Annotated in this window: 21 protein-coding genes; 11 read left to right on the forward strand and 10 right to left on the reverse strand. The window is 72.1% G+C overall.

Annotated features, from left to right (window positions below; all coding sequences use genetic code 11):
- Positions 1-56: 56 nt before the first annotated feature.
- The 6 genes from GH740_RS05250 to metG all read right to left on the reverse strand — a co-directional run bounded on the left by GH740_RS05250 (position 57) and on the right by metG (position 7,288).
- Complete coding sequence (locus GH740_RS05250) at positions 57-1,376, reverse strand: GNAT family N-acetyltransferase (RefSeq protein WP_153745069.1); 1,320 nt, start codon at positions 1,374-1,376, stop codon at positions 57-59.
- 21 nt (positions 1,377-1,397) lie between these two features.
- Positions 1,398-2,333, reverse strand: a complete 936-nt coding sequence (locus tag GH740_RS05255; protein ID WP_367640761.1) for a 4-(cytidine 5'-diphospho)-2-C-methyl-D-erythritol kinase — start codon at positions 2,331-2,333, stop codon at positions 1,398-1,400.
- Complete coding sequence (locus GH740_RS13930) at positions 2,330-3,397, reverse strand: aldo/keto reductase (protein ID WP_367640763.1); 1,068 nt, start codon at positions 3,395-3,397, stop codon at positions 2,330-2,332. Before GH740_RS13930 ends, GH740_RS05255 begins: the two co-directional genes overlap by 4 nt.
- Positions 3,398-3,495: 98 nt before the next feature.
- Positions 3,496-4,344: a 16S rRNA (adenine(1518)-N(6)/adenine(1519)-N(6))-dimethyltransferase RsmA gene (gene rsmA / locus GH740_RS05260; RefSeq protein WP_153745070.1), complete on the reverse strand. Its 849-nt coding sequence runs from the start codon at positions 4,342-4,344 to the stop codon at positions 3,496-3,498.
- 479 nt (positions 4,345-4,823) lie between these two features.
- The gene (locus GH740_RS05265) at positions 4,824-5,717 is read right to left on the reverse strand and encodes a TatD family hydrolase (protein WP_153745483.1); all 894 of its coding nucleotides are present in this window, start codon (positions 5,715-5,717) and stop codon (positions 4,824-4,826) included.
- Positions 5,714-7,288 (reverse strand): methionine--tRNA ligase, encoded by a 1,575-nt coding sequence (metG, locus tag GH740_RS05270; protein WP_367640765.1) that lies wholly within the window; start codon positions 7,286-7,288, stop codon positions 5,714-5,716. Before metG ends, GH740_RS05265 begins: the two co-directional genes overlap by 4 nt.
- Positions 7,289-7,396: 108 nt before the next feature.
- On the opposite strand from metG, the gene GH740_RS05275 reads away from it, so the two are divergent.
- Positions 7,397-8,248: a fumarylacetoacetate hydrolase family protein gene (locus tag GH740_RS05275; RefSeq protein ID WP_153745071.1), complete on the forward strand. Its 852-nt coding sequence runs from the start codon at positions 7,397-7,399 to the stop codon at positions 8,246-8,248.
- Here the strand turns inward: GH740_RS05275 and rsmI are convergent.
- Positions 8,235-9,056, reverse strand: coding sequence for a 16S rRNA (cytidine(1402)-2'-O)-methyltransferase (gene rsmI, locus GH740_RS05280; protein WP_367640767.1), 822 nt, complete (start codon positions 9,054-9,056; stop codon positions 8,235-8,237). The genes GH740_RS05275 and rsmI overlap by 14 nt on opposite strands.
- A gap of 22 nt (positions 9,057-9,078) precedes the next feature.
- On the opposite strand from rsmI, the gene GH740_RS05285 reads away from it, so the two are divergent.
- Genes GH740_RS05285 through GH740_RS05295 form a run of 3 tightly spaced genes read left to right on the forward strand, consistent with a single transcriptional unit; the run spans position 9,079 to position 12,333 of the window.
- Complete coding sequence (locus GH740_RS05285; RefSeq protein ID WP_367640769.1) at positions 9,079-10,626, forward strand: dolichyl-phosphate-mannose--protein mannosyltransferase; 1,548 nt, start codon at positions 9,079-9,081, stop codon at positions 10,624-10,626.
- 17 nt (positions 10,627-10,643) lie between these two features.
- A complete protein-coding gene (locus GH740_RS05290; protein ID WP_367640771.1) occupies positions 10,644-11,138 on the forward strand; it encodes a cation:proton antiporter regulatory subunit in 495 nt (164 codons plus the stop codon).
- A 16-nt stretch (positions 11,139-11,154) separates the two neighbouring features.
- Positions 11,155-12,333, forward strand: coding sequence for a cation:proton antiporter (locus GH740_RS05295; protein WP_153745072.1), 1,179 nt, complete (start codon positions 11,155-11,157; stop codon positions 12,331-12,333).
- On the opposite strand, the gene GH740_RS05300 is transcribed toward GH740_RS05295, so the two are convergent.
- Positions 12,296-14,143, reverse strand: coding sequence for a thioredoxin domain-containing protein (locus GH740_RS05300; RefSeq protein WP_153745073.1), 1,848 nt, complete (start codon positions 14,141-14,143; stop codon positions 12,296-12,298). The two genes, GH740_RS05295 and GH740_RS05300, sit on opposite strands and share 38 nt — an antisense overlap.
- A 40-nt stretch (positions 14,144-14,183) precedes the next feature.
- Between GH740_RS05300 and hrpA the strand changes: the two genes are divergently transcribed.
- The 4 genes from hrpA to GH740_RS05320 all read left to right on the forward strand — a co-directional run bounded on the left by hrpA (position 14,184) and on the right by GH740_RS05320 (position 21,055).
- On the forward strand, positions 14,184-18,044 hold the full coding sequence (gene hrpA, locus GH740_RS05305) for an ATP-dependent RNA helicase HrpA (RefSeq protein ID WP_367640773.1): 3,861 nt from the start codon (positions 14,184-14,186) through the stop codon (positions 18,042-18,044).
- Positions 18,045-18,131: 87 nt separating this feature from the next.
- Positions 18,132-18,401: a DUF3311 domain-containing protein gene (locus GH740_RS05310; protein ID WP_153745074.1), complete on the forward strand. Its 270-nt coding sequence runs from the start codon at positions 18,132-18,134 to the stop codon at positions 18,399-18,401.
- Positions 18,401-20,101, forward strand: a complete 1,701-nt coding sequence (mctP, locus tag GH740_RS05315) for a monocarboxylate uptake permease MctP (protein ID WP_153745075.1) — start codon at positions 18,401-18,403, stop codon at positions 20,099-20,101. The genes GH740_RS05310 and mctP overlap by 1 nt, the downstream gene beginning before the upstream one ends.
- A gap of 12 nt (positions 20,102-20,113) precedes the next feature.
- A complete protein-coding gene (locus tag GH740_RS05320; protein ID WP_153745076.1) occupies positions 20,114-21,055 on the forward strand; it encodes an NADP-dependent oxidoreductase in 942 nt (313 codons plus the stop codon).
- Here the strand turns inward: GH740_RS05320 and GH740_RS05325 are convergent.
- Entirely contained in the window at positions 21,039-21,869 is an 831-nt protein-coding gene (locus GH740_RS05325) for a sulfurtransferase (RefSeq protein WP_367640775.1), read from the reverse strand. The two genes, GH740_RS05320 and GH740_RS05325, sit on opposite strands and share 17 nt — an antisense overlap.
- Positions 21,870-21,948: 79 nt before the next feature.
- Between GH740_RS05325 and GH740_RS05330 the strand changes: the two genes are divergently transcribed.
- Positions 21,949-23,271 carry an O-acetylhomoserine aminocarboxypropyltransferase/cysteine synthase family protein gene (locus GH740_RS05330; protein ID WP_153745078.1) on the forward strand — a complete coding sequence of 441 codons (1,323 nt, stop codon included), beginning with the start codon at positions 21,949-21,951 and terminating at the stop codon, positions 23,269-23,271.
- A gap of 19 nt (positions 23,272-23,290) precedes the next feature.
- Complete coding sequence (locus tag GH740_RS05335; protein ID WP_153745079.1) at positions 23,291-24,295, forward strand: Gfo/Idh/MocA family protein; 1,005 nt, start codon at positions 23,291-23,293, stop codon at positions 24,293-24,295.
- On the opposite strand, the gene GH740_RS05340 is transcribed toward GH740_RS05335, so the two are convergent.
- Positions 24,280-24,636, reverse strand: coding sequence for a PLDc N-terminal domain-containing protein (locus GH740_RS05340; RefSeq protein WP_153745080.1), 357 nt, complete (start codon positions 24,634-24,636; stop codon positions 24,280-24,282). The genes GH740_RS05335 and GH740_RS05340 overlap by 16 nt on opposite strands.
- A 35-nt stretch (positions 24,637-24,671) precedes the next feature.
- On the opposite strand from GH740_RS05340, the gene GH740_RS05345 reads away from it, so the two are divergent.
- Entirely contained in the window at positions 24,672-25,544 is an 873-nt protein-coding gene (locus GH740_RS05345) for an NYN domain-containing protein (RefSeq protein WP_153745081.1), read from the forward strand.
- Positions 25,545-25,546: the final 2 nt, after the last annotated feature.

The following is a 25,546-nucleotide window of genomic DNA, read 5'->3' on the forward strand; positions in this document are numbered from 1 at the left end:
TGTCGCTCGTGTCGCGTGCTACCGAGGGTAACCCAGGCCCCCGACACAGCACTCGGTCAGTACCAGAAACTCAGCTGCGGGACCGCCCGGTGACCGAGGACGGCGGCCGCCGCCGCGGCATCCGTCGACTCCACCCGTCCGGCTGCGGCGAGCGTGCTCACCGAGACCCCGCCCAGGTACGCGGTCGACAACGCGGCGGTCCCGAGCCGGAGGACGGGGATGTCCCGCGCGTCCGGTCCGCCGTCGGCGCGCACCCGGCCGGAGCCGTCGGCGCCGGCCTCCAGCAGCCAGCGGCCGGAGCTGTGTCCGAGCGGATCGGACACCTCCAGCACGACGGCACCGGCGGTGTCGTAGCCGCGCGCCTGCAGGGCGGCCGGGACGTCGAGGACGCGCACGTAGTGGTGGTCGGACACGGTGATCTCGGCGGCCCGCTGGTCCGACAGCATCCACAGCAGCGGCTCGTCGACCGACAGCTCGGAGGCGGTGACGGTGCCGATCAGGGGCAGCTCAATCAGGTGGCGCCACAGCGCCGCGTACGCCTCCGCGTCGACGGCGACAAGGTGGGACACCCGCACGGAGGACTTCGTGAAGTCGTCCTCGTTCTCGGTGACGGTGTACAGCACCATGCCGCGGACCCGTCCGGCCGGGTCGGCGTACTGCGCCGCGCGGACCCTGCCCGGCTTGTCGGCATCCGGATGCAGCTCCGTGAAGCGGTCCCAGTGGCTGCCGGGGATCGGGATCTCGCCGGGGCGGCGCAGCCGGACCTCGTCGTGCAGCCGCGGCAGCAGCGCCCGCGCGGTCTCGCGCGAGACGTGGTCCACCCGACCGGGGGCCGTCGGCCCCTCCCACCGCGCCCGCTTCGTGTCGATTCGCCACGTCGTGGCCGCCACTGCGGGACCGAACCCGTACCGCCCGTAGATCGTGGACTCGCTGGCGGTGAGCCCGGCCATCGGGATACCCAGCGCCACGGCGTGGCGCAGCTCGCCCTCCATCATGGCGCGCGCTATGCCGCGGCCCTGATGCGTGGGCGCGACCGTCACGGCGCTGATGGCGACCATCGGCGTCGTGCGCTCCCCCGGCACCGTCAGGTCGGTCGCCCACGACGCGAAAGTGCCGACCGGGACCTCGGGCATCGGTCCGGCCGGGTCGTACACGCCGATCATCCGCCGGTAGCCGTTCCTGGCGGTCGCGGCGTCCAGCTGCGCCTCGGTGGGCTCCGGGTCGAGGAAGCCGCGGCGCACCGCGCCGATCCAGGCGTCGAGTTCGGGCCGGGCGTTGCGGACGAGGCGCAGCTCGAGGCCCTGCGCCGCGAGCGCGGCGGCGGCCGAGGCGTCGACCGGTCCGTCGTGGTGGCGGGTCGTCAGGTCATCGTCCATGTGTGCTGTGCTCCGGATCGTTCAGGTGGGGATGATGCGGGCGCCGGGGACCGGTCCGTGCACATGCATGGTCTCGTGCCCGGCCGCGCTGAGCACCACCTGCAGCGCGACGGCGGCCTGCTCGTCGTCCGCGAGGAACGCGAGCGTCGGCCCCGATCCCGACACGATACCGGTGAGTGCGCCCTGGGAAAGGCCGAGGTTGATGATGTCGTCCAGCGCGGGCCGCAGCCGCAGCGCGGCGTGCGACAGGTCGTTGTGCGCGGTGGCGCCGAGCATGCGCGCGTCGCCCTGCCGCAGCGCCTGCAGCACCGGGGGGAACACCGCCGGGCGCACGGGCACGGGCGGGACGAAGGAGCTGCCGGTCGACCGGTAGTCGTCCAGCTCGTCGTACACGTCCGGGGTCGACATCCCCTCGTCGCTGATCACGAGCACCCAGTCGAACCGGCCGCGCGCGAGCGCGGGGCTGAGCTGCTCGCCACGGCCGGTGCCGACCGCGGTGCCGCCCATCAGGGCGAACGGCACGTCGGCGCCCAGCTGCGCGCCGATTCGCTGCAGCTGGGCGCTGGACAGGCCGGCGCCCCACAGCGCGTCGCACGCGAGCAGGGCCGCCGCGGCATCCGCGGAGCCTCCGCCCATGCCCCCGGCCACCGGGACGCCCTTGTGCACGCGCAGGTGCACGCCGCCGTCGTAGCCGATCTCCGCGGCCAGCAGGCGCGCGGCGCGCACGGCGAGGTTCGTGTCGTCCACGGGCACGCCGGACACGTCGACGGTGCCGTCCACCTCGACCGTGAACCGGTCCGACGGGCTCGCCCAGACATCCTCATACGCCGAGACCGCCTGGTACGCAGAGGCCACCTCGTGGTACCCGTCGGCACCGGCAGCGCCGACCTCGAAGAAGACGTTGATCTTCCCCGGGGCGCGCACCCGGATGCGCTCGACGGCGGCGGCCTGGCTCACAGTTGCGCGGACACCGCCCACATGTCCACGTCGATGCTGTCGCTGAGCGCGTCGATCTGCTCCAGCTCGGCGGTGTCGAAATCGGGGCCGGACAGGGCGCCGAGGTTCTCGTCGAGTTGGGCGGGACGCGAGGCGCCGATCAGCGCGGAGGCGACGACACCGTCCCGCAGCACCCACTGCAGCGCCATCTGCGCGAGCGTCTGCCCGCGCTCCTTCGCTATCACGTCGAGGCCGCGCAGCGCCGACAGGCCCCGGTCGGACAGCCGCCCGCCGGGCAGGGACGACCGCTGCTGCGAGCGCTCCGCGGTGCCGTCGCCGAGGTACTTCGACGTGAGCAGCCCCTGCGCCAGCGGCGTGAAGGCGATAGCGCCCATGCCCTCCTGAGCGAGCACCCCGGTCAGTCCGTCCTCGATCCAGCGGTTCAGGATCGAGTACGACGGCTGGTGGATCACGAGCGGCGTGCCAAGACTCCGGGCGACGGCCTTCGCTGTGGCCGTGCGCTCGGCGCTGTACGACGAGATGCCCACGTACAGCGCCTTGCCCTGTCGCACGAGGGTGTCCAGTGCCCCGATGGTCTCCTCGATCGGGGTGACCGGGTCCACGCGGTGGGAGTAGAAGATGTCGACGTACTCCAGGCCCATCCGGGTCAGGGACTGGTCGGCGCTGGCGAGGATGTACTTGCGGCTGCCGAGGTCGCCGTACGGTCCCGGCCACATGTCCCAGCCGGCCTTCGACGAGATGATCAGTTCGTCGCGGTACGCCCGGAAGTCCTCACGCATTATGCGGCCGAAGTTCGTCTCGGCCGAGCCGTACGGCGGGCCGTAGTTGTTCGCGAGGTCGAAGTGGGTGATTCCGGAGTCGAACGCGTGGCGCAGCAGCTCCCGCTGCCGGTCGAACGGGACGTTGTCGCCGAAGTTCCACCACAGGCCCAGCGAGATGGGGGGCAGGTAGAGGCCGGAGTCCCCCACCTGCCGGTAGCCGAACGCGTCGTATCGGCCCGGAGCGGCCGTGTACGGGCGGTGGATGTCGCCGACGCCGGACTGGAATCGCTGCTGGTCGCTCACTGATCAAGGGTATCGAGTCGGCGGTGCCGCGTGGGGTGGGGATGCGGCGGGACGCTTGTGTTCGCTCGGCGGCACGCCGACCTCTACGTGACCCGCCGTCAGCGGGCGGGCCTCTGCCGGGCGACGGCGACGAAGTCGTCGATCGTGAGCTGCTCCCCGCGCAGCGTCGGGTCGATGCCGGCGGCCTCGAGAACCGCGGACGCCGCCGCCGACCCGCCGAGCGTCGACGAGAGCGCCTGACGGAGCATCTTGCGGCGCTGGCCGAACGCGGCATCCACGATCTCGAACGTGCGCCGGCGCTCGGCTTCCGTCCCGCGCGGCTCCAGGTCCCGACTGAACGCGACCAGCACGCTGTCGACGCCCGGGACCGGCCAGAACACGTGGCGGGACACGGTGCCCGCGAGCCGCCACGGGCCGTACCAGGCCGCCTTGACGCTCGGCGCCCCGTACGTCTTCGAGCCGGGCGGCGCGGCCAGCCGCTCCCCCACCTCGGCCTGAACCATCACGACCCCGCGCTTGAGGTGCGCGAACGTCTCGAGGAAGTGCAGCAGCACCGGCACCGACACGTTGTAGGGGAGGTTCGCCACCAGCACGGTGGGCTCCCCCGGCAGCTCGGTGACCCGGAGGGCATCCGCGTCCACCACCGTCAGCGCACCGTCGTCGACGCCGTGGGATGCCGCGGTCTCCGGCAGGCGCGCGGCCAGTCGGTGGTCGATCTCGACGGCGGTGACCCGCGCGCCGGTGGACAGGATCGCCAGGGTCAGCGAGCCGAGCCCCGGCCCCACCTCGACGACGTGCTCGTGCGGCTGCACCGCGGCGATCTGCACGATGCGCCGCACGGTGTTCGCATCGACGACGAAGTTCTGCCCGAGCTTCTTGGTCGGGGTCACGTCGAGTTCGGCGGCCAGCGCGCGGATCTCAGCCGCGCCCAGAAGTGACACGGGCATGCCCACCATCCTGCCGCAGGCGGGAGAGCCTTTGTGTCCGTACAGCCGACGCTCGCCGGACGCGAACATCACGTCACGCGCCCCGCGACGCCAGGTGCACCGGTTGCGCCAGCGATTCGCGCTACACGAATCCGCGAACGCGCCAGCGAATCCGTGGCGCGGATGCCGAACAGTACCGCGCGAGCACGACGGCCACCCCGCAGCATCCCACCGCGCTACACAAATCGGCGAACGCTGCACCGATCCGCAAACGCGGCACCAATCGGCGAACGCTGCACCGATCCGCGTCCGCGCCACCCGCGGCGGGCGCTCCGAGGTTCGCGCTGCACGAATCCGCGAACGCGCCAGCGAATCCATGGCGCGGATGCCGAACAGTGCCGCGCGAGCACAGCGGCCACCCCGTGGAATCCCACCGCGCTACACGAATCCGCGAACGCGCCAGCGAAAACGCGGCGCGGATGCCCGCAGCCGGCGGCCTGTCAGTCCTCGAACGAGCCGTACACGGCGCGGGTGTTCGCCGCCAGCTGCGCGCACAGCTCGTCGAGGTCGACGCCGAGCTCAGCGGCCATGAACCGCACCGTCGTCGGCACGAGGTACGGCGCGTTCGGCCGGCCCCGGTAGGGCACCGGCGTGAGGAACGGCGCATCCGTCTCCACGAGGATCCGGTCGCGGGATGCCACCGCCAGCGCATCGCGCAGGTTCTGCGCGCCGCGGAACGTGATGTTCCCCGCGAACGACAGATAGTAGCCGTGCTCGGCGGCGATGCGTGCCATCGCGGCATCGCCGGAGAAGCAGTGGAACACCGTCCGCTCGGGCGCGCCGGCATGCTCCAGCGTCTGCAGCACCGCATCGTGCGCGTCGCGGTCGTGGATCTGCATCGCTATGCCGTGCTTCTTGGCCAGTGCTATGTGCGCCTCGAACGAGCGGCGCTGGGCCGGGATGCCGTCCGCTCCGGTGCGGAAGAAGTCCAGGCCCGTCTCCCCGATCGCCCGCACCCGCGGCTGCGCGGCCAGCTCGTCGATCACCGCGATGGCCTCGTCGAGCCGCCCCGCGGCCTCGTACGCGGGCGCCTCGTTCGGATGGATCGCGACGGCGGCCAGCACCCGGGGATGGCGGGCGGCGGCATCCGCCGACCAGCGGCTCGAATCGATATCGCCGCCGGCCTGCACGACCCCTGCGATGCCGACCTCCCGCGCGCGGTCCAGCTGCTCGTCGAGGGTGAGCCCGCCGTCGTCGCCGTCGGCGATCTCCAGATGGCAGTGGTTGTCGTACACCGGCACCGCGAGCGGCTCAGGCGCCGGCGGATAGCTGACGTCGCGCGTTCCCTTCTCGCGGTGCCGCACGTAGTTCGAGGGGTCGTCCGGCACGGTCAGTGCTGCTCCACGCGCGGGAACAGCGGCGCGAGCGGGGCGACAGCGGTGCCGGGCTCCAGGATCCCCCACCCGCCGGCCTGACGGATCGGCTGCTGCTGCAGCGGGCCGAGTGACCCGGCGGCGCCCAGGGCCGCCCACAGCGTCCCGGTCGAGGCGGGCATCACCGGGGACAGCAGCACCGCGAGCGCGCGCAGACCCTCGGCCGCCGTGTACAGCACGGTGCCCAGGCGCCCCCGCTGCGCGTCGTCCTTGGCGAGGACCCACGGGGCGCTGTCGGTGATGTAGCCGTTCAGCTCGTCCACTATCGTCCAGATCGCCGCGATGGCCTCGTCGATGCGGAACCGGTCGATCGCGGCGTCCGCCGCGGCCGCGGCATCCGCCACCGTCTTCTGCACGGCACTGTCCCGCTCGGCGTACTCCCCCGGGGCCGGCAACACGCCGTCGAAGTACCGCTCGATCATCGCGACGGTGCGGGACGCGAGGTTGCCGAAGCCGTTGGCCAGCTCCGCCTGGTAGCGCGCCGACAGGTCCTCCCAGGAGAACGAGCCGTCGTGACCGAACGGGATGGCGGACAAGAAGTAGAAGCGGTACGCGTCCGAGCCGAACACGTCGGTGATCTCGGTCGGCGAGATGCCGGTCAGCTTCGACTTCGACATCTTCTCGCCGCCCACCAGCAGCCACCCGTGCGCGAACACCCCGCGGGGCACCTCCAGCCCCGCGGCCATCAGCAGCGCCGGCCAGATCACCGCGTGGAAGCGGAGGATGTCCTTGCCGACGACGTGGTACGCGGGCCAGCGGCGGGCGAACCCGGCCTCGTCGCTGCCGTAGCCGACGGCGGTCGCGTAGTTCAGCAGCGCGTCCACCCACACGTAGATCACGTGCGACGGGTCCCACGGCACCTTGATGCCCCAGTCGAACGTGGACCGGGAGATCGACAGGTCCTTCAGCCCCTGCTTGACGAAGGACACCACCTCGTTGCGGGCCGAGTCCGGCCGCACGAAGTCCGGCTCGGTCTTGTACAGCTCGAGCAGCCGATCACCGAACTCGCTGAGCTTGAAGAAGTAGTTCTTCTCCTGCAGCAGCTCCAGCGGCTTGGAGTGGATGGCGCACACCTTCAGCCCCTCGAAGGGGCCGGTGCCGTCGACGATCTCCGCCTCCGGTTTGAACTCCTCGCAGCCCACGCAGTACAGCGCTTCGTACTCGCCGGCGTAGATGTAGCCGCGGTCGTACAGCGTCTGGAAGAACACCTGGACGCTGCTCTCGTGGCGCTCCTGTGTCGTGCGGATGAAGTCGTCGTTCGCGACATCCAGCGTCGTCAGCAGCGGAAACCAACTCTCCGTGACGAGCTTGTCGACCCACTGCTGCGGCGTGACGCCGTTCGCGGCGGCCGCGCGCAGCATCTTCTGCCCGTGCTCGTCGGTGCCGGTGAGCATCCAGGTGTCGTCCCCGGCTTGCCGGTGCCACCGGGCGAGGGTGTCCACGGCCACGCTCGTGTACCCGTGCCCGATGTGAGGCAGATCGCTCGGATAGTAGATCGGTGTCGTGATGTAGAAGGAGCCGCCGGAAGTCACCCCCCGAGTCTAGTTTGCGGGCGACATCCGATTTCTGCGGGCGCGGCGGTGGCAGAATCGGGCGCGTGCGGGTCGCGTTCGGCGGTCCGCTGAGCACGGGAGATCGTCATGCGCTTTGCCCGACTGGGCCCCGCGGGCCAGGAGGTGCCCGTCGTCATCGACGGCGGCCGCGTCCTGGACGTGTCGCCGGTGACCGCCGACATCGACGGCGCGTTCCTCGCCGACGGCGGGATCGACCGCGTCCGGGATGCCGTGGCCGCCGGGTCCCTCCCGGAGCTGGCCGACGCGGCGACGCGACGCGTGGGCGCCCCGGTCGCCCGCCCGTCGGCGGTGTACTGCATCGGGATGAACTACGCCGCGCACGCGGCCGAGTCGGGCTCGGCCCCGCCCGAGCACATGGTGGTCTTCATGAAGGCTCCCGGCGCGATGGCCGGTCCCGACGACGACGTCGAGATCCCGGCGGGCAGCACGAAGACCGACTGGGAGGTGGAGCTGGCGATCGTGATCGGGCGGCGCGCACAGCGGCTGCACGCCCCCGCAGACGCGGCCGCCCATATCGCCGGGTACGCCGTGGGCAACGACGTGTCCGAGCGGGACTGGCAGCTGGCGGTCTCCGGCGGGCAGTGGTCCAAGGGCAAGTCGGCGCCCGGCTTTCTGCCGCTGGGACCATGGCTGGTGACGCCGGACGAGGTGGATGCCGCCGACGTGCGTCTGCGCTCCTGGGTCAACGGTCAGCCGCGGCAGGATTCCCGCACGTCGGATCTGATCTTCGGCATCGACCACATCGTGTGGGAGCTCAGCCGCTATCTGACGCTCGAGCCGGGCGACGTCGTGCTCACCGGGACACCCGAGGGCGTCGCCCTGTCCGGCCGGTTCCCGTACCTGTCCGCCGGGGACGTGGTGGAGCTGGAGATCGAGGGCCTGGGCCGCCAGCGCCAGCGGTACGTCAGCCGTTCTTGACGGCCAGCGCCGCCTGATACAACTCGCGGCGCGAATGCCCGGTCGCCTCGGCCACCTCGGCCGCCGCCTCCTTCAGCCGGATTCCCGACCCGGTCAGCTCCCGCACGTGCGTGACGGCGTCGGCGAACGGCGTGCGCCGCGGCGCCGCCCCGCCCACCACCACGACGATCTCGCCGCGGACGCCCTCCGCGGCCCAGTCCGCCAGCTCCACGAGCGGGCCGCGGCGCACCTGCTCGTGCAGCTTCGTCAGCTCCCGGCACACGGCGGCGGGCCGGTCGTCGCCGAACGCGCGGCACATATCGCGCAACGACGCCGCGATCCGCGACGGGGCCTCGAAGAACACCATCGTGCGCGGCTCCGCCGACAGCGCCGCCAGCGCGTCCGCCCGCTCCCCGTCCTTGCGCGGCAGGAAACCCTCGAACGTGAACCGGTCGGTGGGCAGTCCCGACACCGCGAGCGCCGTGACAACGGCGCTCGGGCCGGGGATCACCGTCACCGTCACCCCCGCGGCGGCGGCGGCCACCACGAGGCCGTATCCCGGGTCGCTGACCGTCGGCATCCCCGCGTCGCTGAGCACGAGCACGTCCTCGGTGCGCGCCAGTTCGACCACCTCGGCCGCACGTTCCTTCTCGTTGTGATCGTGCAGTGCGAAAAGACGCGGCCGGTTCCCGACATCCAGCGCCTGCAGCAGGCGCTGCGTCGTGCGGGTGTCCTCCGCCGCGACGACTGTCGCGGCCTCGAGCGCCGCCACGAGCCGCCGGGACGCGTCGCCCAGATTTCCGATGGGCGTGGCCGCCAGGATGATCACCGCCCCAGCATAGGCTGGGACGGTGACTGCGACCGTGGACGGCCTGCTGCCCGACGCGCGCCCGTCCGTGCTGGACCGGTGGAGCGCCCGGGTGCGGGCCTCGGCGGTGCTGCGGCGGCGATTCGACGTGCTCGCGCCGGTGTTCGTGACCCTGCTGGCGGCGGCCGTGCGCCTCTGGGATCTGGGGCATCCGCACGCGCTCGTCTTCGACGAGACGTACTACGTGAAGGATGCCTGGAGTCAGTGGAACCTCGGGTATCCGACGAACTGGCCCGAGGGCGCTGACAAGGGGTTCGCCTCCGGCGGCATCCCCACGTTCCTGACCTCCGGCAGCTTCGTGGTGCACCCGCCGCTGGGCAAGTGGCTGATCGGGATCGGGATGTGGATCTTCGGGCCCGACTCGTCGGTGGGCTGGCGGATAGCGGCGGCCCTGTTCGGCACCGCCACGGTGCTCGTCGTGTACCTGCTCGGCAAGCGCCTGACCGGCTCGACGGTGTTCGCCACGGTGGCGGGTCTGCTGGTCGCGGTGGACGGCGTCTCGATAGTCCTCAGCCGGATCGCGCTGTTGGACGTGTTCCTCACGTTCTTCGTCGCGCTCGCGTTCCTGTTCCTGGTCCTCGACCGCACCCGGCACATCGATCGGCTGGCGACGCTGGTGCGGCGGCGCCCCGACCCGGCGTACGGACTCGGCCCGCTCGTGTGGAACCGCCCGTGGCTCGTCGCGGCCGGGGCGGCGGCGGGCGCCGCGACGGCGGTGAAGTGGTCCGGCCTGTACGCCCTGGCAGCGATCGGCGTGTACGCGGTGGTCAGCGACGCCGTGGCCCGGAGGCGGGCAGGCGTGGCACTGTGGACGTGGGGGGCGCTGCGGCAGGCCGTGGCATCCTTCCTCCTGCTCGTGCCCGTCGCGCTGGTCGTGTATGTCGCATCCTGGACCGGATGGCTGGTCAGCGCCGGCGGCTACGACCGGCAGGCGTCCACGAACCCGTGGGAGGCGCTGTGGATCTACCATCAGGCGATCTACGCGTTCCACGTGGGGCTGACCACCCCGCACAGCTATGCGAGCCCGGCGTGGCAGTGGCCGCTGCTGATCCGGCCCACGTCGATGTACTGGCACCAGGACACGCTCGGGCAGGCCGGCTGCACGTGGGCGAGCAACTGCGTGCAGGCCATCTCGTCGATCCCGAACCCGCTGATCTGGTGGGCGGGCTGCGCGGCCGCGGTGTACCTCGTGGTGACGCTCGTGCTCCGGCGGAACTGGCGCCACGCGGTGGTCCTCACCGGGGTGGCATGCACGTACCTGCCGTGGCTGCTGTACCCGGAGCGCACGATCTTCCAGTTCTACACAGTCGCCATGGTGCCGTTCACGGCGCTCGCGCTGGCCTTCGCGCTGCGTGAGATCGCCGGCGCCGGCGCCCGCTCGATCCGGCGGCGATTGGCCGGTCAGCGTGTCGTGTGGGTGTTCCTCGGGGTGGTCGTGGCGCTGTCGGCGTTCTGGTATCCGGTGTGGGTAGGAATGCGGGTGCCGTACGTGTTCTGGCTCTTGCACAACTGGGTCCCCACGTGGATCTGAGCCGCTAATCTCAGAGGGTGACAGTCCGCATCGAGAAGGTCGACCTGCCCGGGATCGGCGTGCGCCACGACCTGGTCACCGAGAGCGGCCGGCGGCTGGCCGTGGTCCGGTACCGCGACGGCGAGCGCGAGCTCGGGCTGTACGACGCCAACGACCCCGACGAGTGCCGCGAGTCGCTGCGCATCACCGACGACGAGGCCGAAGCGCTCGCCGAGCTGTTCAGCGCGTCGCTGGCCGTGAGCCGGCTCACGAAGCTGACCGAGGAGACCGACGGCCTGTACACGGAGAAGATAGCCCTGCCGGCGGACTCCCCGTTCGTGGACAAGACGCTCGGCGACACGAAGACGCGCACCCGCACGCACGTGTCGGTGGTCGCGATCATCCGGGATCGCCGCGTGATCGCCTCGCCCACCCCGGACGAGATGCTGCGCGAGGGCGACGTGATCGTCACGGTCGGCACGCGGGCAGGATTGGATGCCGCGGTCCGGCTGATCAGCGACGGCCCCGAGTGACCCGCGGGCGCCGCCGATGAACGACTCCTTCATCGTCCTCATCGAAGTCGGCGCCCTGCTGTTCGCCATGGGACTGCTGGGCCGGCTCGCGGCCCGGATCGGCTTCTCGCCGATCCCGCTGTACCTCATCGCGGGGCTGGCGTTCGGCACCGGAGGCGTGCTGCCGATGGACGCCAGCGCGAGCTTCTTCGAGATCGGCGCTGAGATCGGCGTCATCCTGCTGCTGGCGCTGCTGGGCCTGGAGTACTCCGCCGAGGAGCTCCTGCACGGCCTGCGCCGCTCGAAGGCGGCCGGGATCCTGGATGCCCTGCTGAACGCCTTGCCCGGCGCGGCGTTCGCGCTGATCCTCGGCTGGGGACCGGCCGCCGCCGTCGCCGTCGCCGGGATCACGTGGGTGACCTCGTCCGGCGTGACGGCGAAGCTGCTGCGCGATCTCGGACGCATCAGCAACCGGGAGACGCCGTCGGTGCTGTCGGTGCTCGTGATCGAGGACCTCGCGATGGCGTTCTACCTGCCGCTCGTATCCGCGATGGTGATCGGCGTGAGCCTGGCCCAGGGCGCGGTGCGGGTGGCCGTCGCGGTGGCCGTCGTGCTCGTGATCCTGTTCGTCGCCCTGCGCTTCGGCCCGTTCGTGTCGCGGCTGTTCACGCCCGAGCACGCCGAGCCGCTGGTCCTCGGGGTCCTCGGGCTGACGATGCTGATAGCGGGGCTGGCCGAGGAGGTGAACGTGTCGGCTGCGGTGGGCGCGTTCCTCGTCGGGATAGCGCTGTCCGGCCGCGTCGCGGAGTCCGCCCGGGAAGTGCTCACTCCGCTGCGCGACCTCTTCGCGGCGGTGTTCTTCGTGTTCTTCGGCCTGGCCACCGACGCCTCGCAGCTGATGCAGGTGATCCTGCCCGGCGCTATCCTGGCCGCCGTCACGATGGCCACGAAGATCCTGACCGGTTACATCGCCGCGCGGCGCGCCGGGATCGGCGTCCCGGGCCGGTGGCGCGCGGGGATAGCGCTGACCCCGCGCGGCGAGTTCTCGATCGTGATCGCCGGCATCGCCGCCGGCACCGCGCCGATGCTCGCGCCGCTGGCGGCCATGTATGTGTTCATGACGGTGATCGGCGCGACGCTGCTGGCACGGGTCAGCGACACCGCCTGGTTCCGCCGTGTCACGGCGCCGAAGGTGGCGCGGCTCGCAGTGCGCTGAGCGTGGTCACCGGCAGCCGGCACGCGAAGTCACGGCAGTCGTACACCGTCGTGACGTCCGCTGTCTTCCCTGCGAACAGCTCGAATCCCGCGTCCGCGAGCGCCGCGCACCGCTCGGCCGTGACGACGGCGACGACGTCCGCGGCGATGACGGACGCCGCGCGCGCCAGCGGGTCGCCGTGCGTCCCGACGATCACGAGCTGATGCGGGGCCACCGCCGTCTCGCACGCGACCCGCAGCAGCGCGCCGTGCGCAAGGGGCTCGGCCAGAGCGCGGGTGGCGTACCGGGCGACGAGCGCCTCCGCCGTCCGGCGGTACCGGTCCCCCGCGCCGAGCCGCCACAGGGCCACGGCGGCCTGTGCGAGCGCGGAGACGCCGGAGGGATGGTCGTCGTCGGACGGTGACGGGTCGGCGGGGAGGCCGTGTGCGGCCAGGACCGGGTCGCGGCCGCCGGGCGGGGCAGGATGCTCCGGGTCGGCCAGGCACGAGTCGACGAGAGCCCGTGCGCGGACCGCGTATGCCGGCTCGCCGGTGGCGCACGTGAGCGCGAGAAGGCCCGCGGCCAGCAGGCCGTGGTCTTCCAGGGTCGCCGGCGCCGTGGAGACGGTCTCATCCAGCCAGGCACGGTGCAGGCGCCCCCCGTCGTCGACCGCCGCTGCCAGGACGGCGTCGGCCGCCCGCCGCGCGGCCGTGACGAAGCGCGGCTCGCCGAGCCGGATGCCGGCGCGCGCCAGCGCGCCGATCGCCATGCCGTTCCACCCGGTCACGATCTTGCCGTCGACGGCCGGCGGGGAGAGCTCGGCGCGAGCGGCGGCATCCCGCGCGTAGTAGCCGCCTTCGCTGCGCTGCCCGTCGATCCACGACTCGGAGTCCTGCGCGGCCGCGAACCCGCCGGAGGGCTGCTGCAGCACGTCGAGGAGGAACCCGGCGATCCCACGGGCGACCTCGTCGTCCGCCGCGTCGAGGGCCACCTCGAGCAGGCCGGCGTTGTCGGTGAGCATCCGCTCGAAGTGCGGGACGGTCCAGTCCCGGCGGGTGGCGTAGCGGAAGAACCCGCCGTCCACCCTGTCGCGCAGCGGCGACGCGGCCATCGCCGCGAGCGCCCGCGACGCGGCCCCGGCGGCGTCCGGCGCGTCCTGCGCGAGCGCCGGACTCTGCAGGAATCGCAGCGCGGGGACGGTAGGGAACTTCGGCGTGGCCATCGTCGCGTCCCGCGGCGCGAACCCGCCGTACTCGAGGTCTTCGCGCGTCAGCGCGGCGCGCGCCGCGGCGACCAGATCCGGCACGGTCGGCAACCCGGATGCGGCGGCGGCATCCGTCGCCTGCGCGAGGGCGCGCACGACGGCGTCGGCGGTCTCGCGTACCGCGTCGCGGCGCTGCGTCCACGCTTCGCGGACGGCCTCCAGCACCTGCCGGAACGACGGCATCCCCCCTCGCGCGTCGGGCGGGAAGTACGTGCCGGCGAAGAACGCGCGCCCGGTGGGCGTGGCGAACACCGTGAGCGGCCACCCGAGGCTCCGCGTGAAAGCGGTGGCCGCGGCCAGGTACGCCGCGTCGACCTCCGGATGCTCCTCCCGATCGACCTTGATCGCCACGAACCCGTCGTTTATCTGCGCGGCGGTGTCGACGTCCTGGAACGATTCCCGGGCCATCACGTGGCACCAGTGGCAGGTGGAGTATCCGATCGAGATGAGGACGGGGACGTCGCGCCGCACGGCCTCCTCGAACGCGGCCGCACCCCACGGGAACCACGCGACGGGATTGTCGGCGTGCGCCCGCAGATACGGGCTGGCGGAGTCGGCGAGGGTCATCGCTCCAGCCTATGAGCCCCGGGCGATACGATGGCAGGCTGTGTCTTCCCCCGAACCCGTCATCGCGTACCCGCCCGAGCTGCCCGTCAGCGCGGCGCGGGGCGATATAGCGCGGGCTGTCGCCTCGAACCAGGTGGTGATCGTCGCGGGCGCCACCGGCTCAGGGAAGACCACGCAGCTGCCGAAGATCCTCCTCGAGCTCGGCCACGGCCGGATAGCGCACACGCAGCCGCGGCGCATCGCCGCGCGCAGCATCGCGGAGCGGATAGCGCAGGAGCTGCAGGTGCCGCTGGGGACCACGGTCGGCTACCGGGTGCGCTTCACCGACAAGGTGTCCGAGGACACCCGCGTTGCGCTGATGACCGACGGCATCCTCCTGAACGAGATCCACCGGGACCGGTTGCTGCGCCGCTATGACGCGATCATCGTCGACGAGGCACACGAGCGGTCCCTGAACGTCGACTTCCTGATCGGGTACCTGCGCCGCATCCTCCCGCAGCGACCCGATCTGAAGGTCGTGATCACGTCGGCGACGATCGACCCGGAGAGCTTCGCGACCCACTTCGCGGCGGCCGACGGCACGCCCGCCCCGATCATCGAGGTCTCCGGCCGCACGTACCCGGTCGACGTCCGCTACCGGGCACCTGCCGACCTGGACGACGACATCGAGCCCGTCGTCGCCGCGCTGCGGGAACTGGACAGGGAGAGCCCCGGCGACGTCCTCGTGTTCCTGCCCGGGGAGGCGGAGATCCGCGACGCGATCGATGCCGTCCGCGGCATGTATGCGAAGGATGCCGCCCCCACCGAGGTGCTTCCGCTGTACGGGCGCCTGTCGGCCGCCGAGCAGCACCGCGTCTTCGAGCGGTCCGCGCTCGCGGGGGTGCGCCGCCGGGTGATCCTGGCCACGAACGTCGCCGAGACCAGCCTCACGGTGCCCGGCATCCGCTACGTCGTGGACGCCGGCACCGCGCGCATCTCGCGGTACAGCAACCGCAGCAAGGTGCAGCGCCTGCCCATCGAGCCGATCTCACAGGCGTCGGCGCAGCAGCGCTCCGGGCGCGCCGGTCGCACCGCGCCCGGCGTCGCGATCCGCCTCTACGCAGAGGACGACTTCGCGTCCCGCCCGGTGTTCACCGAGCCCGAGGTGCTGCGCACGAGCCTGGCCTCCGTCGTGCTGCAGATGCTGGCGCTGGGCTTCGGGGACATCGCCGCTTTCCCGTTCCTGACGCCGCCGGACTCCCGCGGCGTGAAGGCGGCGTACGACCTTCTCGTCGAGCTGGGCGCGGTGCACACCGCGCGCGGCGGCGACGCTCCCACGCTGACCGCCATCGGCAGGGAACTGGCGCGGCTGCCGATCGACCCCCGCTTCGCACGGATGCTCGTCGAGGCGCGGCGGCTGGGCGTGCTCGCCGAGGTCCAGGCCATCGTGGCGGGGCTGTCGATCCCCGACGTGCGGGAGCGACCCGAGGACCGGAAGGACGAGGCCGACCGGCTGCATGCCCGGTTCGTGGACCCCACGAGCGACTTCCTCACGATCCTGAACCTGTGGAACCACCTCCAGCGGCTGCAGCACGAGCTCGGCTCGAGCGCGTTCCGGCGCACCTGCCGCAGTGAGCACCTCAACTATGTGCGCGTGCGGGAATGGTTCGACGTGCACCGCCAGCTCGGCTCCCTGATGCACGGGTCGCGGTCCGCCGGGCACGCTCGGGGTGCGGAGCCGGCACCGGATGCCATCCACGTCGCCATCCTGTCCGGACTGCTGTCGCAGATCGGCATCCTCGCCGAGCCGGGGCGCGACCGCAGCGACGCCAAGCGCAGGCTGCGCGCGGAATACGTCGGCGCGCGCGGCGCACGGTTCACCGTGTTCCCGGGGTCCGGGCTGCGCAAGAAGAGCCCGCAGGCGCTGATGGCCGCCGAGCTCGTGGAGACCAGTCGCCTGTACGCGCGGACCGTCGCCGCCATCGACCCGGCGTGGGCGGAGCCGCTGGCCGGCGACCTCGCGAAGCGTCAGCTGTCCGAACCGCACTGGTCGAAGGATGCCGGCGCGGCGGTCGCGAGCGAGAAGGTGACGCTGTTCGGGGTGGCGATCATCCCCCGGCGCCGCGTGCAGCTGGCGCGCATGGACCGTCCGCTGGCGCGCGAGTTGTTCCTGCGCCACGCGCTCGTCGACGGCGAGTGGGACATGACGCTGCTCGAGGCGCGCCTCACCGCGTTCGCACGCCGCAACCTCGAGCTGCGCCGCCGCCTCGAAAAGCTCGAGGAGCGGGAACGGCGCCGCGACATCCTCGCCGGCGACGAGGCGGTGTACGCGTTCTACGACGCCCGGGTGCCGCGCGACGTGTACGACGTCCGGTCGTTCGCCGCGTGGTGGCGCGAGACGCACTCCCGCAGTCCGCACCTGCTCGAGCTGAGCGAGGCCGACCTCGTGGACGACGCCACGCGGGCCGACGAGCGCGACTTCCCGACGCGGTGGCGGCAGGGCGACCAGGTGCTGTCCCTCGCGTACCGGTTCGAGCCGGGCGCCCCCGACGACGGCGTCACCGTCGTCGTCCCGCTTCCGCTGCTGGCGGCGCTGCGGCCCGACGGATTCGACTGGCAGGTGCCCGGGATGCGGGACGAGCTTGTCGCCGCGCTGATCCGTGCTCTGCCCAAGGCGATCCGCCGTCACGTCGTCCCCGCCGCCGACTGGGCTGCCCGGTTCGCCGAAGAGCTCGCCGGGGCCGGGCCCGAGTCCCACGACGGACTGCCGGCGCTGGGGCTGCGGGCCGCACTCGCCGAGCGCATCCAGCGCGTCGCGAACCAGCCGGTGACGGCCGCGGACTTCGACATGACGCGGGTCCCCGGGCACCTGCAGGTCTCGTTCCGCGCCGTGGACGCGCGCGGCCGCGCCGCCGGATCGGACCGCGATCTCGCGGCCCTGCAGACGCGGCTGGCCGCCAGCACGCGCGAGGCCGTGAGCAGGTCGCTGAGCCGCGGTGACCGGGCCGCGAGGCCGTCCCCCGCACCCGCCGGGGCAGGCGGCTCAGGGTTCGCCGAGCGCACCGGGATGACGGCGTGGGACATCGAGGAGCTTCCCGCCGTCGTCGATACGAAGGTCGCCGGCGGCGTGGTGCGCGGGTATCCCGCCCTCGTCGACGAGGGCGCAGCGGTCGCCGTGCGGATCGAGACGACACTCGAGAAGGCCGCGCGGGCGACGCGCGGCGGCGTGCGGCGCCTTGTCCTGCTGTCCACGCCCAGCCCCGCGGAGTATGTGCTCGGGCACCTCACGGCGGCCGAGAAGCTCGCGCTCGCGGCATCCCCCTATCCGGCCGCGCGCGCCGCGGTCGAGGACTGCCGGGTCGCCGTCGCGGACGCCGTGATAGCCCGGACGCACCCGGACGGGGTCGTCCGCACCCGCGCGCAGTTCGACCGGGTGCGGGACGCTTTCGCCGGGGCCGTGATGGACGAGCTGTTCACCGCCGTCGCGCTGCTCGCGCGGATCCTCGCAGCGGCCCGCGACGTGGAGCGGGCGGTGAAGGCCACGAACGCCCTGACCCTGCTGCCGGCGCTGAACGATGTGCGGGGGCAGCTGGCAGCCCTCGTGCACCCCGGGTTCGTCGCGCGCACCGGCCTCGCACAGCTCGCGCACCTCCCCCGCTACCTGCAGGGTGCGCTGCTGCGCCTGCGCGCGCTGCCCGACAATCCGGGACGAGACCGCCAGCGGCAGACCGAGTTCGAGCGCGCCGAGGCCGCCTACGCCGAGGCGGGCGGGACGCTGCCGCTGCCGGCGGACGCGCCGGACGGGCTGGTGGCGGTGCGGTGGCTCCTGGAGGAGTACCGGATAAGCCTGTTCGCGCAGAGCCTGGGCACCGCGGCATCCGTGTCCTTCCCGCGGATCCGCACGGCGCTGACATCGATTTGACGTGACGCCCGTTGCGGGAGAAAAGTATCTTCCCGGGTCGCGCACGATGCGGCCCTACACACAACTGAATTCCCGGAAGGATCGACGATGACGTCCACCGACACCCCCACGCGCGGCCCGGCTCGCCCCGGACCGTACATCGTCTCCGGCATCCTGATCGTGCTGGCGATCGTCATGCCGCTGCTCATCCCCACCTACGCGCGGTGGGATCCTGCCCTCTGGGACATCCCGTTCTTCTTCTGGTATCAGCTGATCTGGGTCTTCCTGGCCTCCGGGTTGCTGTCGATCGCGTATCTGCTGATGCGCAAGGAGGACCGCCGCCGTCGCGCCGCCGTCCGTGACGGGAGGGACGCCTGATGCTCGCCTACACCGCAGCCTCCCCCGTCGCGCCGAACCGGCCCGTGGAGTGGATTCCGCTGATCATCGTGGTCGTCCTGTTCGTCGCGGTCGCCATCGTCGGCTTCCTCGCGTCCCGCTGGCGCACCGCACCGGCCGACCGCGGCCTGAAGACCCTGGACGAATGGGGCCTGGGCGGACGCGGATTCGGCACCTGGGTCACCTGGTTCCTGCTCGGCGGCGACCTGTACACCGCGTACACGTTCGTCGCGGTCCCCGCGGCCATGTGGGCCTCCGGCGCCGTCAGCGGCTTCTTCGCGGTGCCGTACACGATCGTGCTGTACCCGATAGTGTTCCTGCTGATGTCGCGGCTGTGGTCGGTATCGCACCGGCACGGGTACGTGACCCCGGCCGACTTCATCGGCGGACGCTACGGCAGCCGCTCGCTGTCGCTGGCCGTCGCGGTCACCGGCATCGTCGCCACGATGCCGTACATCGCGCTGCAGCTGGTCGGCATCAAGTCGGTCCTGACGGTGCTCGGCCTCGGGTCGAACACGAACTGGTTCATGGCCGACCTGCCGCTGATCATCGCGTTCGTCGTGCTCGCCGCGTACACGTACACGGCCGGCCTGCGCGCCCCCGCGCTGATCGCCGTCGTGAAGGACATTCTGATCTACGCGGCCATCATCGTGGCGGTCATCTACCTGCCCACGAAGTTCGGCGGGTGGGAGCACATCTTCGACGCGGCCAACACGAAGCTCAGCGCGACCAACCCCGCCACCGGCAACCCGTTCGGTGCGGTGATCCCGGGCGCGGGCAGCTTCAACGCGTACTGGACGCTCGCCCTCGGCTCCGCGATGGCGCTGTTCATGTACCCGCACTCGATCACCGGCGTGCTGGCCACGAAGAGCCGCAACACGATCCGGCGCAACGCGATGATCCTGCCGCTGTACTCGCTGATGCTGGGCGGCCTCGCGCTGCTGGGCTTCGTCGCCATCTCCGCGGGCACGAAGCCGATCGACGTCAACGGCGCCGTGAACGCGCAGCTCGTCGTGCCGCAGCTGTTCACCGACGCGTTCCCGAAGTGGTTCGCCGGCGTGGCACTGGCCGCCATCGCGATCGGGGCCCTGGTGCCCGCGGCGATCATGTCGATCGCGGCATCCAACCTGTTCACCCGGAACATCTACAAGGACTTCTTCAAGAAGGACGCCACCCCGGCGCAGGAGGCGAAGGTCTCCAAGCTGGTGTCGCTGATCGTCAAGGTCGGCGCACTGGTGTTCGTCCTCGGCATGGACCAGTCCTCCGCGATCAACATGCAGCTGCTGGGCGGCATCTGGATCCTGCAGACGTTCCCGGCGATCGTCGCGGGCCTGTACACGCGGTGGTTCAACAAGTGGGCGCTGTTCATCGGCTGGGCGGCGGGGATCGTGTACGGCACCGTCGCGGCGTACAACGTCGTGAACCCCGCCACGCACAACCACTTCGGCGGATCGATCGCGAACTTCCCGTTCACGCAGATCCCGGTCTACATCGGAGTCTCGGCGTTCGCGCTGAACGCCGTGATCGCGGTCGGGCTCACCCTGATCCTGCGGGCCGTCAAGGTGGTCGACACCACCGACTCGACGTTCCCCAGCGACTACGGTGCCGACGAGGACGACCCGAAGGTCATCGACATCGAGCGCGAGGCGGCCGCCGAGGCCGACAACGTGCTCGCGCCGTGACATCCTGAAGGAATGGCACACGCAGTCCAGTACGTCGAGTTCGGAGGACCCGAGGTCCTGACACTGCGGGAGGTGACCTCCCCGGCACCCGCTGCCGGGGAGGTCACTGTGCGTGTGGCCGCCGCCGGCGTCAACCCGATCGACGCGAAGGTGCTCTCCGGGCTGCGGCCCACCGGCCCCATCACCGCGCCCCGCCGGATCGGTTCCGACGGGGCCGGCACCGTCGTCGCGGTCGGCCCGGACGTCGAGGGCGTCGTGCTCGGCCAGGACGTCATCGTGTTCGGCGTGACCGGCACGTACGCCTCGCACGTCACGGTGCCGGTCACCGCGGTGCAGCCGCGCCCGGTCGGCGTCTCCGCCGCCGCGGGCGCCGCCCTGGGCATCCCCGCCGGCACGGCGTATCAGACGCTGCGGTCCCTGGGCGTCGGTGCCGGCGACACCGTGCTGGTGCACGGCGGATCGGGGGCCGTCGGCCAGGCGGTCGTCCAGTTCGCGGTGCTGTGGGGTGCCGCGGTGGTGGCGACGGCGTCGCCCCGACGTCACGACCGGCTGAGCGCGCTCGGCGCCATCCCCGTCGCGTACGGCGACGGCCTCGAGCAGCGCGTGCGCGCGGCCACTCCGCAGGGGGTGTCCGCCGTGGTCGACATCGCCGGCACGGACGAGGCCATCGACGTGTCGCTGCGCCTGGTCGCCGACCGGCACCGCATCGTGACCCTGGTCCGCGGGAAGGACGCCGCCGCACTCGGCATCCGCGCGTTCCTGGGCGGTGCCCCCGACCCGCTGACCCCGCGTCAGCAGCAGCTGCGGGCGGAGGCCATGCCGGTCGCGCTCGCGCTGATGGCGGCGGGCCGGTTCTCCGTCGAGCTCGGGCCCGACTACCCGCTCGCCGAGGCGGCGGCGGCGCTGACGGCCCTGGCCGCCGGCGTCGACGGCAAGATCACGCTGGTCCCGTAGCCACCGGGCGCCCGGGCGTGTGCGACCACTGGCTCCACGACCCCGGATAGACCGTGACATCCAGGCCCGCGACGGCCCCGGCGAGCGCCGTGTGCGCGGCGGTCACGCCCGACCCGCAGTACGCGGCGACCGGGGTGTCCTCCTGCACGCCCGCCGATGCGAAAGCGTCCCGGATGGCCGCAGGGCCGGCGAACCTGCCGTCCCGCAGATGCACCGTGCTCGGCAGGTTCACCGCGCCCGGGATGTGCCCGGCGACCGGGTCCAGCGGCTCCGTCTCGCCCCGGTACCGCTCGGGGGCGCGCACGTCCAGCAGCACGCCGTGCCCCGGCCAGGCGGCGGCGTCGTCGATGGATGCCACGCCCCGGTCGATCTCGTGCAGCCGGAGCGTCCCCGGGGCCGGCCGGACGTCGCCCCGCTCCAGGGGCAGTCCGGCATCACGCCACGCGGTAAGGCCCCCGTCCAGCACGCGCACGTCCGGCACGCCGGCCCCGCGCAGCATCCACCACGCCCTGGCCGCGCCCATCATGTTCCAGTCGTCGTACGCGACCACCGGCACGCCGGGCTGAAGGCCCCAGCGCCGGGCGGCCGTCTGCAGCGCCGGCAGCGAGGGCAGCGGATGCCGCCCGTCGGCGGGGTCGTCGATGTGCGCGAGCTCGGTGTCCATGTCCACGTACACCGCGCCGGGGACGTGACCGTCGCGGTATGCGGCGCGCCCGTCCGGGGCATCCAGCCGCCAGCGCACGTCGAGCACCCGCACGGCGGTCCCGGCACACATCAGGGCGGACAGCTGCGCGGCGTCGATCAGGGGGTTCACTCCTCCATCGTGCCGTGTCCGGTGCAACACTGCGACACACGCCGGACCGCGTCGGCGCCCGGAAACGGAGAATGGACGCATGTCCGATCCCGCCGACTGTCCGGCTCCCGCGTTCGCCACCGCGCAGGTGCAGGCCGGGTTCGTGGCGGGGATGCCGGTGTCGGCCGCGGTCCCGCCGATCTACCAGTCCAACGCCTTCGAGTTCGCCTCGCTCTCCCACGCCCGCGACCTTTTCGCGCACCGCCGCGACGGCGACATCTACTCGCGCACCGCGAACCCCACGGTCGGCGTCTTCGAGCAGCGGATAGCGGCGCTGGAAGGCGGCGTCGCGGCCGTGGGGCTCGCGTCCGGCCAGGCCGCGTGCGCGCTGAGCCTGCTTGCCCTGGCCGGCAGCGGCGGTCACATCGTCGCCGCCCGGCAGCTCTACGGCGGCACCATCGACCTGCTCGAGGACACGCTGCCGGACTGGGGCATCCGCACCACGTTCGTGGACCAGGACGACATCGACGCGTGGCGGACCGCCGTACGGCCGGACACACGGGCGTTCTTCGCGGAAACCGTCGCGAACCCGATCGCGCAGGTCCTCGACGTGCGGGCCGTCGCCGACGTCGCCCATGCGGCGGGGGTCCCGCTCGTGGTCGATAACACCGTGGCCACGCCGTACCTGCAGCGGCCGCGAGAGTTCGGCGCGGACATCTCCGTGCACTCGGCGACGAAGTTCATCGGCGGGCACGGCACCGTGCTCGGCGGCGCCATCGTCGACCTGGGCACCTTCGACTTCACCGCCGACCCGCAGCGCTGGCCGGCGCTGACCGCGCCCTCGCGGCGGCTCGGGTTCGAGGCGAGCCTGGTGGAGCGGTTCGCCGGCGCATCGCCGTTCATCGCGCTCGTGAAGGGCAAGCACCTGCACGACCTCGGCCCGACGCTGTCGCCGGCGGCCGCGTTCGCGCTGCTGCAGGGCCTGGAGACGCTCGACCTGCGGATGCAGCGGCACGCGGCCTCCGCGCAGCGCATCGCCGAGCACCTCGACGCGCACCCCGCCGTCGCCGCCGTGCACCACCCGGGGCTCGCGCACAGTCCGTGGCACGCGGCATCCCGCACCTACCTGCCCCGTGGGGTGCCGTCGGTGTTCTCGATCGATCTGCATCCCGCCGGCGACCCGGACGCGGACTTCGCCCGGGTCGAGCGGTTCGTCGCGGGCCTGCGCCTCCTGCGGCTCCTGGCCAACATCGGCGACGCGCGCAGCATCGTCACACATCCGGCCTCGATGACGCACAGCCACCTGTCCGACCGGCAGCTGCGCGAGGCCGGGATCTCGCAGGCGACGGTGCGGATATCGATCGGCCTGGAGGACCCGGACGACCTCATCGACGACCTCGACCGCGCCCTGGCCGCGCTGTGAGGACCCCTAGTCTGGGGACATGACCGGACCCCGCACGCACGACCACCCCGGGCTCCGCTGGGGCATCCTCGCCACCGGCGGCATCGCCCACGCTTTCACCTCGGACCTGCGCACGGCGGGCCTGGACGTGCGGGCGGTCGCCTCCCGTCGGGCCGACGCCGCGCAGGAGTTCGCGCGGCGCTTCGACATCCCCCGCGCGCACGGCTCGTACGCGGAGCTCGCCGCCGACCCCGATGTCGACATCGTGTACATCGCCACCCCGCATCCCATGCACGCCGCCGACGCTCTGCTGTGCCTGGAGCACGGCAAGCACGTCCTCGTCGAGAAGGCCTTCACCGTGAACGCGCGCGAGGCGCGCGAGGTGCGGGATGCCGCGGCGGCGGCCGGTCTGCTGGCGATGGAGGCGATGTGGACGCGCTACCTGCCGCACATGGTGCGGGTGCGCGAGCTCGTCGCCGACGGCGCGCTCGGCGAGGTGCGCGCGCTTTTCGCCGACCACACGCAGCGGCTCAGCGCCGACCCTGCGCACCGGCTGAACGCCATTGCGCTCGGCGGAGGCGCCCTGCTGGATCTCGGGATCTATCCGATCTCGTTCGCGTGGGACATCCTCGGCGCCCCCACCGCTGTCAGCGCGCATGCACAGCTGGGTCCGACAGGGGCGGACACCGAAGTGGGGACGCTGTTCACGCACGCCTCCGGCGCCGTCTCCACGACGCTGTCCTCCTCGCGTGCAGCGGGCCCGAACACCGCGCACATCGTGGGCACCGCGGCCCGCATCGACATCGATCGGGTCTGGTACTCCCCCACGTCGTTCCGGCTCACCGCGCCGGACGGGACCGTGATCGAGGACTACGTGTCGCGCGTCGAGGGACGCGGGATGCAGTTCCAGGCGCTGGCGGCAGAGCGCATCATCGCGGAGGGACGCCGCGACAGCGACATTCTGCCGATCGACGAGTCGGTGGCGATCATGGCCGCGCTGGACGGGATCCGGGCGCAGATCGGCGTGCGCTACCCGGCCGACTGAGTCTCGTCGCCGGTGCGGCGACGCAACTCGGCGCGCAGCCGCTCCTCCTCGATCTCACGCTCGAGGTCGGCGAGCTGCTGCTCGGTGGTGCGCGTGTCGTGCATCGGCGCCGGCGCGGGGGCCGCGGCGCGGTGCGCGGGCCGGGACGCACGGGGTGCGCGCTCGGGATACTCCCGTCCGATCGTGAACCACAGCACCACACCGACCAGGGGCAGCAGGATCACCAGGAGCAGCCACACCAGCTTCGGCATGTGCTTTATCTGCCCGTCATCACGCAAGACGATGTCGACGACGGCGAACACCATCGCCGCGAGCATCAGGAGCGAGAAAACGAACGGCATGACACGAGCATAGGGTGACCTGACACACTGGGGTCATGCCCACAGCCCCAGATGCCCGCGTCGCCGTCTACCTCGACTTCGACAACATCGTCATGTCCTGGTACGACCGGGTGCATGGCCGCAACGCGTACTCGCGTGACCGTCAGCGGATCAGCGCCGACGTCACCGAGACCGAGATCGCGCAGCGCCTGCACGAGGCGACGATCGACGTGGGGGCGATCATCGACTACGCCGCGTCGTTCGGCACGCTCGTGCTGACCCGCGCGTACGCGGACTGGTCCAATCCGGTCAACGCCGAGTACCGCTCGCAGCTCGTGGCGCGCGCCGTCGACCTCGTCCAGCTGTTCCCCGCCGCGGCGTACGCCAAGAACGGCGCCGACATCCGGCTGGCCGTGGACACGGTCGAGGACATGTTCCGCCTGCCCGACCTCACCCACGTCGTGATCGTCGCCGGCGACAGCGACTACGTGCCGCTCGCGCAGCGCTGCAAGCGGCTCGGCCGGATCGTCGTGGGCATCGGGGTGGCCGGGTCCACCGCGAAGTCCCTGGCCGCCGCGTGCGACCAGTTCGACAGCTACGACTCGCTGCCGGGCATCAGCACCCCCGAGCCCGCACACAAGGCCGAGCAGACGGATGCCCCGCCCACCCGCAAGCGCAAGAAGAAGGAGCCGGATGTCTCCGGCGAACTGCTCGAGCGGGCCCTGAAGCTCGAGCACGTGCGCACCGACGACGAGTGGATGCACCTGTCCGCGGTGAAGAACCTGCTGCGCCGGATGGACCCGTCGTTCAGCGAGAAGGCGCTCGGGCACCGCTCGTTCTCCGACTTCGTGAAGGCGCACGCGGAGATAGCGGAGCTGGACGAGTCGACGAACATCGTGCGGGTGCGGCTGCAGCCGGCGCGCTCGTGACC

The sequence above is a fragment of the Microbacterium sp. SYP-A9085 genome (assembly GCF_009649635.1).
In the GTDB taxonomy this organism is placed as follows: Bacteria; Actinomycetota; Actinomycetes; order Actinomycetales; family Microbacteriaceae; genus Microbacterium.

Coding starts and splice junctions, on each gene's coding strand:
- mctP (WP_153745075.1), top strand. CDS start 18,401: ATGCTCGCCTACACCGCAGCCTCCCCCGTCGCGCCGAACCGGCCCGTG.
- GH740_RS05345 (WP_153745081.1), top strand. CDS start 24,672: ATGCCCACAGCCCCAGATGCCCGCGTCGCCGTCTACCTCGACTTCGAC.
- GH740_RS05335 (WP_153745079.1), top strand. CDS start 23,291: ATGACCGGACCCCGCACGCACGACCACCCCGGGCTCCGCTGGGGCATC.
- GH740_RS05320 (WP_153745076.1), top strand. CDS start 20,114: ATGGCACACGCAGTCCAGTACGTCGAGTTCGGAGGACCCGAGGTCCTG.
- GH740_RS05340 (WP_153745080.1), bottom strand. CDS start 24,636: ATGCCGTTCGTTTTCTCGCTCCTGATGCTCGCGGCGATGGTGTTCGCC.
- GH740_RS05250 (WP_153745069.1), bottom strand. CDS start 1,376: ATGGACGATGACCTGACGACCCGCCACCACGACGGACCGGTCGACGCC.
- rsmA (WP_153745070.1), bottom strand. CDS start 4,344: ATGCCCGTGTCACTTCTGGGCGCGGCTGAGATCCGCGCGCTGGCCGCC.
- GH740_RS05300 (WP_153745073.1), bottom strand. CDS start 14,143: ATGACCCTCGCCGACTCCGCCAGCCCGTATCTGCGGGCGCACGCCGAC.
- GH740_RS05275 (WP_153745071.1), top strand. CDS start 7,397: ATGCGCTTTGCCCGACTGGGCCCCGCGGGCCAGGAGGTGCCCGTCGTC.
- GH740_RS05330 (WP_153745078.1), top strand. CDS start 21,949: ATGTCCGATCCCGCCGACTGTCCGGCTCCCGCGTTCGCCACCGCGCAG.
- GH740_RS05295 (WP_153745072.1), top strand. CDS start 11,155: ATGAACGACTCCTTCATCGTCCTCATCGAAGTCGGCGCCCTGCTGTTC.
- GH740_RS05310 (WP_153745074.1), top strand. CDS start 18,132: ATGACGTCCACCGACACCCCCACGCGCGGCCCGGCTCGCCCCGGACCG.